The sequence below is a fragment of the Georgenia sp. AZ-5 genome (assembly GCF_043952095.1).
Taxonomy (GTDB): Bacteria; Actinomycetota; Actinomycetes; order Actinomycetales; family Actinomycetaceae; genus Georgenia.
Genome location: NZ_JBINOU010000001.1, coordinates 2147747 through 2163217 on the forward strand (window position 1 = coordinate 2147747; position 15471 = coordinate 2163217).

At 71.9% G+C, this 15471-nt stretch carries 18 protein-coding genes and 1 riboswitch; of the genes, 16 read left to right on the forward strand and 2 right to left on the reverse strand.

Annotation, left to right across the window (positions count from 1 at the left end):
- Positions 1 to 54: 54 nt before the first annotated feature.
- The 5 genes from ACF0H8_RS10085 (at position 55) to ACF0H8_RS10105 (ending at position 4243) form a co-directional block, all read left to right on the forward strand.
- Positions 55 to 486 (forward strand): anti-sigma factor family protein, encoded by a 432-nt coding sequence (locus ACF0H8_RS10085; RefSeq protein ID WP_395288798.1) that lies wholly within the window; start codon positions 55 to 57, stop codon positions 484 to 486.
- A complete protein-coding gene (locus tag ACF0H8_RS10090) occupies positions 483 to 971 on the forward strand; it encodes a hypothetical protein (protein ID WP_395288799.1) in 489 nt (162 codons plus the stop codon). Before ACF0H8_RS10085 ends, ACF0H8_RS10090 begins: the two co-directional genes overlap by 4 nt.
- A gap of 97 nt (positions 972 to 1068) precedes the next feature.
- Positions 1069 to 2907 (forward strand): glycoside hydrolase family 15 protein, encoded by a 1839-nt coding sequence (locus ACF0H8_RS10095; protein ID WP_395288800.1) that lies wholly within the window; start codon positions 1069 to 1071, stop codon positions 2905 to 2907.
- Between the two features lie 288 nt (positions 2908 to 3195).
- Positions 3196 to 3411: a hypothetical protein gene (locus ACF0H8_RS10100; RefSeq protein WP_395288801.1), complete on the forward strand. Its 216-nt coding sequence runs from the start codon at positions 3196 to 3198 to the stop codon at positions 3409 to 3411.
- Positions 3412 to 3565: 154 nt separating this feature from the next.
- Entirely contained in the window at positions 3566 to 4243 is a 678-nt protein-coding gene (locus ACF0H8_RS10105; protein ID WP_395288802.1) for a haloacid dehalogenase type II, read from the forward strand.
- A gap of 44 nt (positions 4244 to 4287) precedes the next feature.
- Here ACF0H8_RS10105 and merA read toward each other — a convergent pair whose 3' ends face one another.
- On the reverse strand, positions 4288 to 5733 hold the full coding sequence (merA, locus tag ACF0H8_RS10110) for a mercury(II) reductase (RefSeq protein ID WP_395288803.1): 1446 nt from the start codon (positions 5731 to 5733) through the stop codon (positions 4288 to 4290).
- A 90-nt stretch (positions 5734 to 5823) separates the two neighbouring features.
- Here merA and ACF0H8_RS10115 point away from each other — a divergent pair, with 90 nt between their 5' ends.
- Positions 5824 to 6213 carry a heavy metal-responsive transcriptional regulator gene (locus ACF0H8_RS10115; RefSeq protein WP_395288804.1) on the forward strand — a complete coding sequence of 130 codons (390 nt, stop codon included), beginning with the start codon at positions 5824 to 5826 and terminating at the stop codon, positions 6211 to 6213.
- Positions 6214 to 6396: 183 nt separating this feature from the next.
- On the opposite strand, the gene ACF0H8_RS10120 is transcribed toward ACF0H8_RS10115, so the two are convergent.
- Positions 6397 to 6978 carry a type II CAAX prenyl endopeptidase Rce1 family protein gene (locus ACF0H8_RS10120; protein WP_395288805.1) on the reverse strand — a complete coding sequence of 194 codons (582 nt, stop codon included), beginning with the start codon at positions 6976 to 6978 and terminating at the stop codon, positions 6397 to 6399.
- Here ACF0H8_RS10120 and ACF0H8_RS10125 point away from each other — a divergent pair.
- The 10 genes from ACF0H8_RS10125 to ACF0H8_RS10170 all read left to right on the forward strand — a co-directional run bounded on the left by ACF0H8_RS10125 (position 6977) and on the right by ACF0H8_RS10170 (position 15307).
- On the forward strand, positions 6977 to 7384 hold the full coding sequence (locus ACF0H8_RS10125) for a hypothetical protein (RefSeq protein WP_395288806.1): 408 nt from the start codon (positions 6977 to 6979) through the stop codon (positions 7382 to 7384). The genes ACF0H8_RS10120 and ACF0H8_RS10125 overlap by 2 nt on opposite strands.
- Positions 7385 to 7409: 25 nt before the next feature.
- Positions 7410 to 8204, forward strand: a complete 795-nt coding sequence (locus ACF0H8_RS10130; protein WP_395290862.1) for a sensor histidine kinase — start codon at positions 7410 to 7412, stop codon at positions 8202 to 8204.
- Positions 8201 to 8872: a response regulator gene (locus ACF0H8_RS10135; RefSeq protein ID WP_395288807.1), complete on the forward strand. Its 672-nt coding sequence runs from the start codon at positions 8201 to 8203 to the stop codon at positions 8870 to 8872. Before ACF0H8_RS10130 ends, ACF0H8_RS10135 begins: the two co-directional genes overlap by 4 nt.
- A 550-nt stretch (positions 8873 to 9422) precedes the next feature.
- Positions 9423 to 10058: a hypothetical protein gene (locus ACF0H8_RS10140; RefSeq protein ID WP_395288808.1), complete on the forward strand. Its 636-nt coding sequence runs from the start codon at positions 9423 to 9425 to the stop codon at positions 10056 to 10058.
- A 697-nt stretch (positions 10059 to 10755) separates the two neighbouring features.
- Positions 10756 to 10854: riboswitch (TPP riboswitch) on the forward strand.
- Positions 10846 to 11685 carry a hydroxyethylthiazole kinase gene (gene thiM, locus ACF0H8_RS10145; protein WP_395288809.1) on the forward strand — a complete coding sequence of 280 codons (840 nt, stop codon included), beginning with the start codon at positions 10846 to 10848 and terminating at the stop codon, positions 11683 to 11685. (Overlaps the previous riboswitch by 9 nt.)
- A 6-nt stretch (positions 11686 to 11691) precedes the next feature.
- Positions 11692 to 12366: a thiamine phosphate synthase gene (thiE, locus tag ACF0H8_RS10150; RefSeq protein WP_395288810.1), complete on the forward strand. Its 675-nt coding sequence runs from the start codon at positions 11692 to 11694 to the stop codon at positions 12364 to 12366.
- On the forward strand, positions 12363 to 13175 hold the full coding sequence (gene thiD / locus ACF0H8_RS10155; RefSeq protein WP_395288811.1) for a bifunctional hydroxymethylpyrimidine kinase/phosphomethylpyrimidine kinase: 813 nt from the start codon (positions 12363 to 12365) through the stop codon (positions 13173 to 13175). Before thiE ends, thiD begins: the two co-directional genes overlap by 4 nt.
- Positions 13172 to 13873 (forward strand): TenA family protein, encoded by a 702-nt coding sequence (locus ACF0H8_RS10160; protein WP_395288812.1) that lies wholly within the window; start codon positions 13172 to 13174, stop codon positions 13871 to 13873. Before thiD ends, ACF0H8_RS10160 begins: the two co-directional genes overlap by 4 nt.
- 506 nt (positions 13874 to 14379) lie before the next feature.
- Entirely contained in the window at positions 14380 to 14517 is a 138-nt protein-coding gene (locus ACF0H8_RS10165) for a hypothetical protein (protein WP_395288813.1), read from the forward strand.
- A gap of 262 nt (positions 14518 to 14779) precedes the next feature.
- Positions 14780 to 15307, forward strand: coding sequence for a hypothetical protein (locus ACF0H8_RS10170; RefSeq protein WP_395288814.1), 528 nt, complete (start codon positions 14780 to 14782; stop codon positions 15305 to 15307).
- Positions 15308 to 15471 lie beyond the last annotated feature (164 nt).

The following is a 15471-nucleotide window of genomic DNA, read 5'->3' on the forward strand; positions in this document are numbered from 1 at the left end:
GTGATTCCGCACCCGCCGAGGAATCGTTGCGGCGATCACCGGGGTTTCGAGTCCATGGACTTCTGGCAGCACCTGCGGCTTCGCACCTGGGTCGAGCCGTATGTGGACGGTGAGCTCGATGCGTCCCGGTCAAGGGAAGTCGCCGAGCACCTGAACGACTGCCGGGGGTGCAGCGGCCTCGCGGAGCTGCAGCGGTTGGTCCGTGCGGCCGCTGCGCCGCCGTGGCCACGACGCCCCGGTGTCATTGTCGGTGGCACGCCTGCGGCTCTTCGCCCAGCGGTACGCCCAGCGCTGAGAGCCGGTGTGTTTGCCGGGCTGACGACGGCGGGGCAGCTCGCTGCGTCCATGCCGGTGTCCGCCGGACGAGGCAACTACCTGCCGAAGCGCGGGACAAGACCCGAGCCGGGGGTGGAAGCGGTCCGGCGCCAAGGCGGGTTTCCAAAGTGTCGAGCCGCACAGGCTCGTGAGATGGAGGAGGAGTCATGACCCAGACCCAGCCCCCGCAGGCCGCGACGAGGAATCGTGCACTCGGGCTGGCCGTGCGCGGCGCGGTGGGCGGCATCGTGGCCGGAATCGTCTTCGGTGCCGTGAACATGTGGTACGCCGCCAGCACCGGGATGCCGGCGGAGATGCCGCTGCAGATGATCGCCACCATCGTCCAGGGGGAGGAATCGCTCGCCGCGGGTACGGCCAGCGCCCCGCTCGGGCTGGTGGTGCACATGGTGCTGTCCATGGCGTTCGGCGTGACGCTCGCCCTCCTGGTGCTCCGCCTGCCCTCGGACGCCATGCGGGCCATGGTCGGCCTTGTGTTCGGCGTCGCGCTGTACCTGGTGAACTTCCTGGTGATCTCGCCGCTCGCCTTCCCCGTGTTCCAGGAGGCCAACCAGCCGCTCGAGCTGGCCACGCACGTGATCTACGGAGCCGTCGCCGTGCTGTTCCTGCTCCACTGGCGGCCGACCCGATCCCACTGACGTCCCGTTTCCAGAGACGGCGGCGACGGGGCGTTCGAGTCACCGTGCACGCCGAGGTCAGTCCCCAGACCCTGCCTGACTTGAGCCAGAGGCCGTCATGAGCGTGCCCATCGCCGATCATGCCCTGATCGGGGACACCCACACCGGGGCCCTCGTCACGCTGAACGGGACCATCACCTGGCTGTGCCTGCCCCGGTTCGACAGCCCGGCATGCTTCGCCTCCCTGCTCGGCGATGAGGGAAACGGGGAGTGGGCGCTGGCTCCAGCCGAGTACGCCGGGGCCACCCACCGCTACCATCCCGGCACCCTGGTGCTAGAGACGGAGTTCGCTGCCGGGACCGGAACGGTCCGACTCACCGACTTCATGCCGCACCGCCATGACGCGCCGACGGTCGTGCGCATCGTCGAGGGCCTTCGTGGCAGCGTGCAGATGCGCACCCACCTCCGGCTCCGGTTTGACTACGGACGCACGGTGCCCTGGGTCAGGGCAGACGGTGAGGGGCTGAGCGCCGTGGCCGGATCGCAGAGCATCACCGTGGAATGCCCCGTCCCGCTGGTCCCCGACAACGGCGGGCACGCCGCGCAGTTCACCGTCAGAGCCGGAGACGTCGTGCCGTTCATGATGACCTGGCGGGAATGGGGGCGGCCGGCGCCGACCCGACGCCACGCCAAGGAGCTGTTGCTCGACACCATCGAGGAGTGGACGGCATGGAGCAGCCGGCTCCGCGTGCACGGGCCCTGGGCCGACATCGTTTCCCGCTCGCTGATCACCCTCAAGGCCCTGACCTACGAACCGTCCGGCGCGCTCGTCGCCGCGCCCACCACCTCCCTTCCGGAACAAGTCGGAGGGGTGCGCAACTGGGACTACCGCTACACCTGGCTGCGCGATGCGTCCTTCGTCCTGGATGCCCTCACCGGCAACGGATGCCTCGCCGAGGCCATCGCGTGGCGGAATTGGCTGCTGCGCGCCGTGGCCGGGGACCCGGCGCAGCTGCAGATCGTCTACGGCCTCAACGGTGAGCGCTGGCTGCCCGAGCTTGCCCTGCCCTGGCTTGCCGGACACCGGGGCAGCGTCCCGGTCCGCGTCGGCAACGGCGCCGCCGAGCAGTTCCAGCTGGATGTCTACGGCGAGGTCCTCGCTGCCATGCACGCGGCGCGGCAGGCCGGGATGCGCCCCGACCCCGACGCGTGGGCCCTGCAGCGCGCGCTGGTGGAGCACGTCGCCCTGCACTGGCGCGAGCCGGACGAAGGTATCTGGGAGGTGCGGGGCGGGCGACGCCACTTCGTCCACTCCAAGGTCATGGCCTGGGTCGCGTTCGACCGAGCCGCCAGAGCCGTCGTCGAGCACGGCCTGCCCGGAGACGCCGACCGCTACCGGCATCTCGCGGATCAGGTCCACACCGAGGTCTGCCACGAGGGCTACGACCCCAGGCGCGGCACCTTCGTGCAGTCGTACGGGTCTGCCAGCCTCGACGCGAGCCTGCTGCTGCTGCCCGCCGTCGGTTTCCTGCCGGCCACCGACGACCGTGTCGTGCGCACGGTCGATGCCATCGCCGCCGAGCTCACCCGGGATGGCTTCGTCCAGCGCTACCTCACCGACCCGCCGCAAGAGGCCTCGCCCGACGGGCTGGGCGGGCCGGAGGGCAGCTTCCTGCTGTGCACGTTCTGGCTCGTGGACGCCCTCGCCCTGCGCGGCGACTACGCACAGGCATCGCGTCTGTTCGAACGTGCGATCACCGCCGCGAACGACGTTGGTCTGCTCGCCGAGGAATACGACCCCGTCGCGGGCGAGCCGTTGGGCAACTTTCCCCAGGCCTTCTCCCACGTCGGACTGGTCAACTCGGCACGGCTGCTGGCAGGCGGCGGTCGCCGGGCGCTACCTCACCTCCGGCCAGTGCGCCCGCTGACCCGGCATGCCGCAGAAGGGCATCGATGACGACACCAGGCCAGAACTAGTGAAGGAGAGATTGATGGGATCGAAGGATGACAACTGCAGACCCCGACCCGGGACCGGGCCAAGGTGCTCGCGATCGTCAAAGGCCGCCGCGGAACGACTCAAGGCAGCCGGTGAAGCGGCCGCCGTGTACGGCACCGATCACGCGGTGCCCTGGAGGAGGCGCGCGCTGGTCGAGTCCTGGCCCGACGCGCCGAAGGCGACAGCCGTGCAGCTGTTGGACCACTACGGGCCACCCTGGCCGTAGAAATCGTCGAGGGTTCCCGGACGGTGGCAGAGGCGCGAGACCACTACGCCCACGCGGCGGCCGCGTACACCATGGGCCGAGACGCCCCCTATGCCGAGCGGCTCCGGTTCGCCCCGCCGGCCGGGAGCACGGCGGACCCGGACGAGGCCGTCATCGGCCCCGCCATGGCCGAGCAGATGCTCGAGAAGGTCAAGGACGTCTTCGGTGCCGGCCAAGCGCCGGGCGAGCTAGCACCATAACGGCGGCCGTGCGCTGGAGACGGGGTCACCGGGCGGCAGGTGCGGCGGTTCAGGCGGCCCAGGATGACGCGTGCCCCCTGTACGCAGGCGCGTAGTCGCCCGGTTGATGATCCGGGATACTCCGGAACCAAGGCGCCCATGCTGAGGAGGCTGCGTGAAACCTGTCGTGATCGTCTTCGACGTCAACGAGACCCTCTCCGACATGTCGCCGATGGCCGAGCGGTTCGCGCAGGTCGGCGCGCCCGGCGAGCTAGCCAGGCTGTGGTTCACCGCCCTGCTGCGCGACGGCTTCGCCCTGACCGCCACCGGGGACAACGTCCCCTTCGCCGACATCGCCACTGAGGTGCTCCGTCCCCTGCTGAGGGGGACCGGCGTCACCGACAACGGCGCCGTCGACCACGTCCTGGACGGCATGTCCTCCCTCAAGCTGCACCCCGACGTCCCGGAGGCCGTCCGGTCCCTGACCGCGGCTGGGTACAGGCTGGCCACCCTGACCAACGGGTCCACCCAGGTCGCCGAGAGGCTCTTCACTGCCGCTGGCATCAGAAAGGACTTTGAGGCCCTGCTCTCGGTGGAGGACGCCCGGGCCTGGAAGCCGGCAAGGGCCGCCTACCAGCACGCCGCCGCCATGTGCGGGACGGCGCTGGAGGAGATGGTGCTCGTCGCGGTGCACCCATGGGACATCCACGGCGCCGCCCGCGCCGGGATGCGCACGGCCTGGGTCAACCGCGCCAGCGAAACCTACCCGGGCCACTTCGCGGATCCACACCACATCGTCACGGCCCTGACCGACCTGCCCGCCGCGCTGAGGGAGCCCACTGGGCCGCCGTAACCCGCCCTTCCCAAGGGCGCTGCTGATGGCGATGGTTGGGTGGTTCAGGCAGCGCAGCAGGAGAGCTTGGCGACGTCACGGGTGTAGGTCAGAGCGGCGAGCTTGAGCCCTTCGGCCATGGTGAGGTACGGGGACCACATCTCGGCTATCTGCTGCACCGTCATGGTGTTGGCAAGGGCGTAGACGGCGCTGGCGATCACCTCGCCGGCGCCATCGGCGATGACGTGGGCGCCCAGCAGCCGCCCGGTGTCGCGCTCGGCGACGAGCTTGACCAGGCCGCGGGTGTCCCGGTTGACCACCGCCCGGGGCACGTGTTCCAGGGGCAGCACCCGGCAGTCACAGGCCAGGCCCTGGGCCGCGGCCTGGGCCTCGGTGAGCCCGGCCGCGGCGATGGCCGGACGGGTGAAGGTCGCGCGCGGGAGCTCCCGATAGTCCAGGGTGCGGGCCGCGCCGGCGAGGGCGTTGTCGGCAACCAGGGAGCCGTGGGCGGCGGCCACGTACACGAACTGCGGGTCTCCGGTGACGTCGCCCGCCGCCCAGATCCGGGGGTTGGTCGTGCGCAGGTGCTCATCGACGACGATCTCGCCTCGCTGCCCGGTGCTGACCCCGACCGACTCCAGGCCAAGTCCGCCGGTGACCGGGCGACGGCCGGTGGCCACCAGGAGCTGCTCGGCCTGGAGGCGGAACACGCTGCCCGTGCGGGCGGCGATGAGGGTGTAGCCGCCCTCGTCGCGACGCACCGCGGTGACCGTGGTGTCCACCCCCACGCCGATGCCCTCGTCGCGGAAGACGTCCCCGAGCACGGCGGACACTTCAGGCTCCTCGGACGAGGCGAGTCGATCCAGCGCCTCGACCACGGTGACGCTCGTGCCCAGGCGAGCGAAGAGCTGGGCCTGCTCCAGGCCCACGTACCCACCGCCGATGACCAGGAGGGACTCGGGGACCTGGTCGAGCTCCATGGCCGTGGTCGAGGTGAGGTAGCCGGCCGCCGCCAGCCCCTCCATCGGCGGAGCCGAGGGCGCCGAGCCGGTGGCGACCAGGTAGTGCTCGGCGCGCAGCGCCTCGGAGTTGCCGTCGGCAGACGTCACCTGCAGGACCGGGGCCTCGGGTGTGCCGGCGAAGGCGGCGTCACCTCGGCGTAGCTCCCACCCGTACTGGTTGATGAGGTCGACATACTTCTCGCTGCGCATGGAGTCGACCAGGGCGTCCTTGCCGCCGATCAGGGCCGGCATGTCGACGGGACCCCCGGTGGCGGCGATGCCGGGGAACCGGGCGGCGTCGACGGCGACGTGGCGGGCCTCGGCCGCGGCCAGAAGTGCCTTGGAGGGCACGCAGCCGGTGTTGACGCAGGTACCGCCGACCGTGCCGCGCTCGACCATCACCACGCGTCTGCCAAGGCTGGCCGCCCGGATCGCGGCGGCGAATGCGGCGCCGCCGGAACCGATGACGGCCAGGTCGTATTCGCTGATCTCGTGGGGGTCCGGGTGCATGAGGGTTCCTCCTGGCGCGCTCATTGTTGTGCGTGTTGCCGCGAGTCAGACTGGACCTTCCAGTGCCGGGGAAGGTCAAGGGGGCGAGTGATGCGGATCGGTGAGGTCGCCGAGGCGGCGGGCACGACGACGAAGACCCTCAGGTTCTACGAGGGCGCCGGCCTCCTGCCCGCGGCAGGCCGGACGCCCGCGGGCTACCGCGACTACGGGCCTGAGGTGCTCGGCCGGCTGGCCTTCATCCGGCGTGGCCAGGCCGCCGGCCTGACGCTGGCCCAGATCCGGCAAGTCTTGGACATCCGCGACGGCGGGGAGCCGCCGTGCGAGCACGTGACCGACCTGCTCACCGCCCGCCTCGAGGACATCGACCGCCAGATCACCCAGCTGCAAGAGCTTCGGGCGACCGTCGCAGGTCTGCGGGAGCAAGCCGCCACAGGCGATCCAGCCGCATGTCCCCCCGGTGCGGTGTGCCGCTACCTATAGACCCGGCGTCGCGAGCGGCTCTCATTCATCGTCGGACAAGTCGTCGTCGTGCCTAGCTGGCTACGACAGCCGGCCCATCGGTGGATCGATCGGAGGTCGACCACCGCGAGGGCGGTCGCCGCCCGCTGAGAATGCGAGCTTCCCGCCCGGCGTTTGTGCCGGGCGGGGGAGCTTGGTCGGTGGTCAGGCGGTCGCGGGGGCGACCGCGTCGTCGGTGCGCCGCGATTTCAGGTATCGGTGCCCGGCGACCGCGAGGGCCAGGATGACCAGTGCGACGCCGTACTGCCACCAGCCGTCGACCATCGACAGCTTCCCGGAGGCGTTGAAGGAGGCGTGCAGGAGGCCGATGGCCAGGACGCTGCCGCCGGTCCCGACCAGGGCGCCGCCGAGTGCGTACCGCATGAACGGGGCGATGGCGACCGTCACGCCGTAGCTCAGGGCGACCTCGCTCCACGAGATGGCCGAGAGGTCCTGCTCGGCGAACGCCAGCGGCAGGTGGACGAGGGCGAACGGGATGGCGGTGGGCATCGACCCGGCGAACATGCCGTGGCGGTCCATCAGGCGGGTCTGGACGAAGCCGCCCCACGCCATCTCCTCGGCCAGGTTCCCGGCGATGCCGAGGACGAGCAGGCCCATGACGACGTAGCTGATCGCCTCGGCTGTCCAGCCGCCGTCGGGGGCGTGGTAGGTCCCGGTGGCGAGGGCCACCAGCCGCGCGGGCCAGCGGCCGGACGGACCCGGGAGCGCCGCGCTGGCGGTCGCCATGACGCTGCCGTACGCGGTGCACCGGATCTTCCCGATGAGCGCCCTGGCCGTGGGGCTCTCCGCGGTGTTCGTCTATTCGCTGCTGCACTTTCCGGCGTACCCGGGAATCAACGCGTTCGTGCTGCTGCTCGGCGTCGCCCTGCACAGCGACCGCCGCCGCGCCCTCATCGCCTTCGCCGCGACCGTCGCGGTGATGATGGCCTCTCTGTCGGCGCAGCCGGCGTCGGTGGCGAACCCGTCGGACTGGGTCGCCACCACGCTGATGACCGTCGTCGCGTACCTGCTCGGCGAGAACTGGAGACTCCGGCGGGTGCGCTGGTCGGCGCTCAGGAGCGCACCGAGCTGCTCGAACGCGAACGCGCGCTGCTGGAGCGCCAGCGAGACGAGCGGGCCCGCCAGGCCGTGACCACGGAGCGGCTGCGCATCGCGAGCTGCACGACGCCGTCGCGCACGCGATGAGCGTCATCGCGGTGCAGGCGGGGATGGGGCATCACGTCATCGACACCCAGCCCGCGGAGGCGAAGCGCGCGCTGGCGGCCATCGAGACGACGACCCGGATCGCACTGGTGGAGATGCGCAGGATGCTCGGCGTCCTGCGGGACGAGGGCGAGCCCGACGCCTCCCTCGGTCCGGGCCACGGCGTCGACGACGTCCCCGACCTGATCGCGGCGGCCGGCGACGGCGGCGTGACCGCCACTCTCGCGATCCGCGGAACCCCGCGCGAGCTCCCGGCCGGCGTGGACGTGTCGGTGTACCGGATCGTCCAGGAGGCGCTGACAAACACCATCAAGCACGGCGGGCGGACCGCTCGGGTGGTCCTGGACTTCTCCGGTGACGAGCTGCGGGTCGAGGTGACCGACGACGGGGCTCGGCCGGCCGGTGACGGCGCTCGCTCAGCCGAGCAGGATGCTGCCCCGGCACGCGACGGCGCTGCCCCTGCCGGCGATGGCGCCCCCGTGCCGGCCGGCGCGCCGCCCGCCGCCGTCGCGAACGGCGCGCGAGCAGGTGCAGGTACGACACCCCGGCCCCCCGCCACGACGGCGCACGTCCCGGGCTCGGCCGATCCGCGGTTGGGAGCGGCCGTCAGGCACGTCGGCAGCGGCCAGGGCCTGATCGGGATGCGTGAGCGGGTCGCCGTCCTCGGCGGGGAGCTGTTCGCGGGTCCGGTGCCCGGCGGCGGGTTCCGCGTGCTTGCACGCGTGCCGCTCGGCGTGAGTGCCAGGTGATCCGGGTCGTCGTCGCCGATGACCAGGCCCTCGTGCGCGGGGGATTCCGTGTGCTGGTGGACTCCGCACCCGACCTGGAGGTGGTGGGCGAGGCGGCCCACGGGGCGGAGGCGGTCGACATGGTCTTGCGCCAGCGCCCGGACGTCGTCCTCATGGACATCCGGATGCCCGTGATGGACGGGATCGAGGCCACCGGGCGAATCCTCGGGGCCCGACCCGAGGTCAGCACGAAGGTGCTCGTGCTGACCACCTTCGAGCTCGACGAGTACGTCTTCGGTGCGCTGCGGCTCGGCGCCAGCGGCTTCCTGCTCAAGGACACCCCGCCGGCCGACCTGCTCGCCGGCATCCGCACCGTCGCGGCCGGCGAGGCGCTCCTGTCTCCCCGCGTGATGCGGCGCCTGATCGAGGAGTTCGTCGCCCGTCCCGACCCGCACGTCACTGCCCCACCTGTGCTGACCGGGCTGACCGAGCGGGCGGTAGAGGTCCTCACGCTCATCGCCCGCGGCTGGTCCAACACCGAGATCGCCGAGCGCATCTACGTCACCCCCGCGACCGTGAAGACCCACGTCAGCAGGCTCCTCATGAAGCTCGGCGCACGGGATCGGGCCCAGCTCATCGTCATCGCCTACGAGAGTGGCCTGGTGACACCCCGACGGCCCGAGCCCTGAACGCGAACGGCGACGGAGGGTCGAGCGGGCATACGCCGGGTCTTCGAGGCCTCAGTTCGGATGCCGCCGCAGGGGCCAGGGCCGGAGGGGCGCGTGAAGAAGCGGTGTCCGCAGCTTCAGCGTCTCGCGCGCCAGGTACTCCGGTAGCTAGCCAGCACCGCCATCAAGCACTTGCGGCGGGAGCCCGTTCTGCAGCAAGCCTGGCGGCCCGGACCCCGGGCTGCGGCCGTCGGGACGACCGGCGGCAGAAGTCCTCCCGGCCGGGTTCCCCGCCGCGGAGGAGCCGAGGGGGATGCCTACACGGCGCCCTAGTGACGACTTGCGCGGAGAGCCGCGCTTGGGCGCGTGGGCTGATCGCGTGAGGTCCGCTGAGCCGGCCATGCTCGTCTGCCTGCTGTGGCGCTGATGGATCTGCCCGCCTCGTGCTGGGCTGGCACGACTTCGCTGCGCCCGTCCCGGATGATGGGGACGACGTCCGCAATTTTCCACGGTGCGAGACAGTGGCGAATGATTGTCGGGAAGCGGGCGCCGTCGCCCTAGCATCACCCGCATGGAGACGACGACGTCCACTCCCCGCCGCCAGATCGTGGGCAGGCTCGCAAGAGAGCTCGCGGGGCGCGCCGGCGACGGCATGCTCAAGGTGGCGATCGACGGGCCGGATGGCGCCGGGAAGACGACGTTCTCGCGTGACCTCGACGATGCGCTCAGGCCGCTGCTGGGCGACAAGGCCGAGGTGCACCGGTTCAGTGCCGACCATTTGCTGATACCGGTCTCGATCCGTCGCTCTGAGCAGGCGGCCGACCCGCGCTGGCTTTACGGGCACATCTGTGACTGGGAGCGGATTCGGTCCATCGCCGCCGGGGCGCCGGGATTCGATGCACGCGGCTCCGTCTTGCTCGTTGACGGCATGACCCTTCAGCGGCCCGAGCTCGCCGACCTGTGGGACGTGACCGTCTACCTCACCGTGCCCGAGGAGGTGACGGTGCAGCGCATCTTGGCGCTCACGTCCACGCTCGAGGAACCCGACGCGGCGATCGAGGCCCGCTACACCGAGCGGTATCTGCCGGCCCTGCGGATCTACGCCGACGCGGTGGGTCCAATGTCCCGTTCCGACATCGTCATCGAGATGAGCGACTTCCAGCGGCCCACCGTGCTGCGCTGGGGGCAGGACCTAGGAAACCGCTGAGCAACAAATGACCTGCGGCCCGGGTGCCGGTATGTGGACTTAACTGGTCACCTCGCCGCGCCGGAACGCGAGCCGGTCAGGCAGAACCCCGACGGCCTCCTCGGGGCGGCCCACAGTTCTCGGCAGAGCCATGGCGTCACTCAGCCCCAGCGACCGGGCACGAAGCTGGGTTCGAGGCGCTACTTGCGGACACCGAAGTGCTACCTGCCCGAGGTGCGGCTGCCGCGCCCATCCCTGGCCGCCGGGCCGAGCGACTTCGAACTGTTTTGAGGGATCCGCCGGCGTCTGAGGACCAAGGACATGAGACCGCGCTCTTAGCCTTGCGCCTCATGATCTAGAGACCACTGGCTCGCCGTGCTTCGAGACTGTTGTGGGCAGGACCGCGGGCTGGCCGTGGCCGTCACCGGGACCGTTCGGCCGCCATGTGCGCGGCCTGCGCGCCATGCAGGTGCGCGTGGACGTGCCATCTGCCGATCGGGACGACGAGCGGGCGTCCGGGACGGAGTCGGGAACGATGGTGGCGCGCAGCCCGAAGACCTCGTGCAGGACATCCTCGGGGTCTTCGGTGCTCCGCATCCTCAGCGCCTACCGTCATGGCGGCGGCGCACCCCTGTCGCATCTCTTGCGCGTCGGACCCTGCACCGCGCGGCCGGCCCGCGCCCGACCGGCTGGTCGCACCGGACGGCGGGGTAAGGTAGCCGCCGACGCGGGGTGCCGTGCGGACGCACGGCTGAGAACACACCCGTTGAACCTGATCTAGTTCGTACTAGCGAAGGGAACGTCGCGGATGTCCGCACCTTCCAGCACCGACCTGTCCCACCAGTCCGGCGGCGCCATCGCGCCCGAGCACCTGGGCGCCGCCCTGGCACGCCTTCGCGAGAGGCAGCCTCTGGTGCAGTGCCTGACCAACATCGTCGTGGCGCAGTGGACGGCCAACGTCCTGCTCGCCGCGGGGGTGAGCCCCGCCATGGTCGACACCCGCCACGAGGCCGCCGCCTTCGCCGCCGTCGCCGACGGCGTGCTCGTCAACCTCGGCACCCCCCAGGACGACACGGCCGCCGCGATGGCCCAGGCGGTGGCGGGCGCGGCCGGCGCGGGCACCCCGTGGGTGCTCGACCCCGTCGGCGCGGGAGGCCTCGCCTGGCGCACGCGCATCGCGCTGGACCTGCTGTCCGAGTCGACCCCCGCCGTCGTCCGCGGCAACGCCTCGGAGATCCTCGGCCTCGCTGGCGGGCAGGGCGGCAAGGGGGCCGACAGCGCCCACACCCCGGAGGCGGCGCTGCCCGCCGCCCGGGAGCTGGCCCGTGCGCGCGGCACCGTGGTCGCGGTCAGCGGCGCGGTCGACCACCTCACCGACGGCGGGCGGGTGGTACGGGTGGGCAACGGCACCGTGCTGCTCACCCAGGTCACCGGCGCCGGCTGCGCCCTCGGCGCCCTCATGGCCGCGTTCGCCGGCGTCGTGGAGGACCCCCTGCTCGCCGCGACGGCGGCCACGGCAACCCTGACGGTGGCCGCCGAGGCCGCCGCCGGGCACAGCGGCGGCCCGGGCAGCTTCGCCGTCGCGCTGCTCGACGCGATCGCCATGCTCACCCCCGCGGACCTGACCGACCGCGCCCGCCTCTCCTGACCGAACATGATCGCCACCACCGCGGGCCGGCCAGCGCCCGCACGCGCCCCGCTGGACCTGTCCCTCTACCTCGTCACCGACACCGCCCTGTGTGCGGACGTCGGAGTCCCCGGCACGGTCGCCGCCGCGGTCGCCGCCGGGGTCACCGCCGTCCAGCTGCGAGACCCCGGCGCCACCGACGCCGAGCTCGTCGCCCTCGGCCGGGAGGTGCGCGCCGCGCTGGCCGGAACCTGCGTGCCCCTGCTCGTCAACGATCGGGTGCACCTCGTCGAGGAGATCGGCGCTGACGGCGCGCACGTCGGCCAGGGAGATCTCGGCATCAACGAGGCGCGTGCCCTCCTCGGCGAGACATGCCTGCTGGGCCTGTCGGTGCAGCAGCCCGACCACGTGGCGGTCGCCCTGGAGCACGGCCCCGAGGTCGTGGACTACCTCGGCGTGGGGCCGGTGTGGGCCACGGCGACCAAGCCCGACCACGCCTCGCCCGGCGGCGTGGAGCGGGTGCGCGACATCAGCGCGGCCAGCCCGTGGCCGTGCGTGGCCATCGGCGGCATCACCGCCGAGCGCGCCGCCCTGCTGCGCGGCACGGGCGCCGCCGGGATCGCCGTCGTCAGCGCCATCTGCGGGCAGGGCGACCCGGCCGCCGCCGCGGCCAGGCTCCGCCGGGCGTGGGAGGGGCGATGAGCAGACCCCCCGTCGCGCTGACCATCGCCGGCTCGGACCCCTCCGGCGGCGCGGGGATCCAGGCGGACCTGAAGACGTTCTCCGCGCTGGGCGCGTACGGCACCGCCGTGATCACCGCCCTGACCGCCCAGAGCACCCGCGGCGTCACCGGCGTCCACACCGTCCCACCAGACTTCGTCCGCGAACAGCTGGACACCCTCATGGCGGACGTGCCCGTCGACGCCATCAAGATCGGCATGCTCTCGACCGCCCCCACGGTGGAGGCCGTCACCGCATTCCTCGCCGAACGGACGAACCGGCCCGCGGTCGTCCTGGACCCGGTCATGGTCTCGACCAGCGGATCCCGGCTCCTGGACGACGGCGCGGTGGCCGCGATGCGCCGCCTCCTGCCCCATGCCTCGGTGATCACCCCCAACCTGCCGGAGGCCGCGGTCCTGCTCGGGCAGGACCAGGCGACGGACGAGGTCACCATGCGTGCGCAGGCCCACGCCCTGCGCGAGCTGGGCGCCCGCCGCGTGCTTCTCAAGGGCGGCCACCTCACGGGCGCGGACGCCACCGACCTGTGGCTCGACGACCACGGCGAGCGGCTGCTGCGCGTCACACGGGTGCCGACCCGCAACACCCACGGCACCGGCTGCTCCCTGTCCTCCGCCCTCGCCGCCCTGGCTCCGCAGTCGGGCTCGTGGGAGGAGGCCGCCTCGGAGGCGAAATCGTGGCTGACCGGCGCCCTGGCCGCCGCTGACACGCTGGACATCGGCACCGGTGCAGGGCCCGTCCACCACTTCTACGACCTCTGGAGAAGCCGATGACCGCACGCACCCCGCTCCCCACCGAGGCAGGAGCCGGCCCGGACCGGGGCGCGCCGTTCAGCGACACGGCCTGGGAGCGCACCGCGCCCATCCGGGAGGCGATCGACCGCCTGCCCTTCCTTCTCGGCCTCGAGGAGGGCACGCTCCCGCGGGAGACGTTCGCCTACTACATGGCGCAGGACGCGCACTACCTCGCCGACTACGGGCGCGTCCTGTCGGCGTGCGCCAGCCAGGCCGTCGACGTCGCCGAGCTCCTCTTCTGGTCGTCCAGCGCGAGCAACACCGTGCTGGTGGAACGGGAGCTGCACGCTGCCCACGTCGCAGACCTGACGGGAACGGAGAAGTCGCCGACGTGCACCGCGTACACCTCCTACCTGCTGTCCCTGACCGCGGGGGGCCGCTACCCCGAGGTGGCGGCGGCGGTCCTGCCGTGCTTCTGGATCTACGAGGACGTGGGCACCCGGCTGAAGGGCCGTGTCCAGGATCTGGCCACTCACCCCTACGGGGACTGGATCGGGACGTACGGGGACCCGGCCTTCGCCGAGTCGACGCGCACCGCGCGGCAGATCGTGGACAGGCTCGCCAACCACGCCGGGCCGACGGTGCGTGGCCGCATGTACACGGCGTTCCGGCGCGCTGCCCAGTACGAATGGATGTTCTGGGACGCCGCCTGGCGGCAGGAGGCGTGGCCCGTCTGACTTACGGCACGCCCTTGGTGCGCAGGGGTCACCGGTGTCGACGTTCATGTGTCTGATGGTCGCATCTCGTCCCGAAAGGGTGCCTTGATCTGGGGCGAGGGGGCGTGGGCTCAAATCTCGCCAGCCGACGTTGTGATGTCGCAAGACATCCCCGACACACAGCCCGGACCATCAGTTAGAGGGTCCGGGCTGGGCACCGCGACTACACGGCCACCGAGTGCCCGGGCGAGCGCCTCTACGACCCGCTTCCCGCCGTCCGGGAACGGGTGGCCGGCAACATGGCGGCGCCGCCGGACAGCTCTGGGACGACCGGCTCCGTCCACGTCGGTGACCTCGAGGGCACCGCCCAGGGCCGGCGGGGCGGGAGCGTCGGTCATCATCGCCGTCGTCGACGCCACCGGAGCCGGCACCGGCGGCGTGAACGTCCAGGGCACGTGGACCACCACCGGCACCGCCGTCTCCTGCACCACCGGAGCGGACGGCACGTGCTCGGTGTCGTGCGGCGCGTGCCCAGGAGCACGGAGCCGCTGACCTTCAGGGTCGACGGCCTGTCGCACGAGACGCTGGCCTCCGAGCCGGGCCAGAACAACGACTCCGACGGCGACTCCGACGGCACGACGACCAGGGTCGCGAAGGGCGGCTGACGGCAGGCGCACCCGCCCGTAGGGCGACCGCCGCCACGGCACGCGCCGCAGGCCGAAGGCATGCGTGCTGCGGGGCGCCGTCCGCCGCGTGCCCTCAGCCTGGTACCACCGCGGGCGGCGCGCGTACGCTTGGGCCACGAACCGGCACGATCGGTGGGTGGCCACGATGGACACGTCGGCTGTGACGACAGGAAAGCGCGAGCGTCACCGGAGGGCCGGCCTCGCCGCTCTGATAGCCGGGATCCTCATGATCGTCGGGTCCGTGGGCAGCGCCGTCGTCGACTGGCTCTGGGTAGCGGTGCTGCTCGGCTTCCTCGGCATGATCCTCGGAATCCGAGGCATCCACCGCTATCAGGCGCCGGCCGACGGCGCACCGGGAAGGGTGGGTGCATGGCTCGTCGTTCTGGGCGCCGCCGTCATCGTGCTGCTGGGCCTTGCGTTTCTCGTGTGGGAGGCGGTGGGCGGCCTACCCGAGGCGGGCCCCGCCGTGGTGGACGTGGCCTGGATGGTCGGCTTCGCCGCCTTCGTGCTGGGGGTGATCCTGTTCGCCATCGGCATCATCAAGGGCAAAGTGCTGCCGGCCGGGTCGGCCGTGCTCATGCTGGTGGGGCTGCTTGCCGCGATCGCGATCGACATGGCCACCGGGGCGTTCTTCGAGGACGAGCCGACCACCACGGAGTGGGGCTTCTTCCTCGGCGTGCCTCTCTTCGCCCTCGGCCTGTGCTGGGCCGGCTACGCGGTGTGGAAAGGGCGGGCCTCCGGGCGTAGCCCCGAAGCGGGGGTGCGCTGACGGGCGGATCGAAAACGTGATTGCGGGACCGGCAGGGAGGGCTCGAGCCGGCGGCGTGCCCGCAGCGGCAATCGAACCCGCGAACCTTTCCGTAGGCGGACGCAGGATCACGCGGTGACCGCACTCGTCGACGACGACACGCTCACCGGGCTACCGATACACCA

Coding starts and splice junctions, on each gene's coding strand:
- thiM (WP_395288809.1), top strand. CDS start 10,846: ATGTCCGCACCTTCCAGCACCGACCTGTCCCACCAGTCCGGCGGCGCC.
- thiD (WP_395288811.1), top strand. CDS start 12,363: ATGAGCAGACCCCCCGTCGCGCTGACCATCGCCGGCTCGGACCCCTCC.
- ACF0H8_RS10115 (WP_395288804.1), top strand. CDS start 5,824: ATGCGGATCGGTGAGGTCGCCGAGGCGGCGGGCACGACGACGAAGACC.
- thiE (WP_395288810.1), top strand. CDS start 11,692: ATGATCGCCACCACCGCGGGCCGGCCAGCGCCCGCACGCGCCCCGCTG.
- ACF0H8_RS10120 (WP_395288805.1), bottom strand. CDS start 6,978: ATGGCGACCGCCAGCGCGGCGCTCCCGGGTCCGTCCGGCCGCTGGCCC.
- ACF0H8_RS10125 (WP_395288806.1), top strand. CDS start 6,977: ATGACGCTGCCGTACGCGGTGCACCGGATCTTCCCGATGAGCGCCCTG.
- ACF0H8_RS10095 (WP_395288800.1), top strand. CDS start 1,069: ATGAGCGTGCCCATCGCCGATCATGCCCTGATCGGGGACACCCACACC.
- ACF0H8_RS10090 (WP_395288799.1), top strand. CDS start 483: ATGACCCAGACCCAGCCCCCGCAGGCCGCGACGAGGAATCGTGCACTC.
- ACF0H8_RS10085 (WP_395288798.1), top strand. CDS start 55: ATGGACTTCTGGCAGCACCTGCGGCTTCGCACCTGGGTCGAGCCGTAT.
- merA (WP_395288803.1), bottom strand. CDS start 5,733: ATGCACCCGGACCCCCACGAGATCAGCGAATACGACCTGGCCGTCATC.
- ACF0H8_RS10160 (WP_395288812.1), top strand. CDS start 13,172: ATGACCGCACGCACCCCGCTCCCCACCGAGGCAGGAGCCGGCCCGGAC.
- ACF0H8_RS10140 (WP_395288808.1), top strand. CDS start 9,423: ATGGAGACGACGACGTCCACTCCCCGCCGCCAGATCGTGGGCAGGCTC.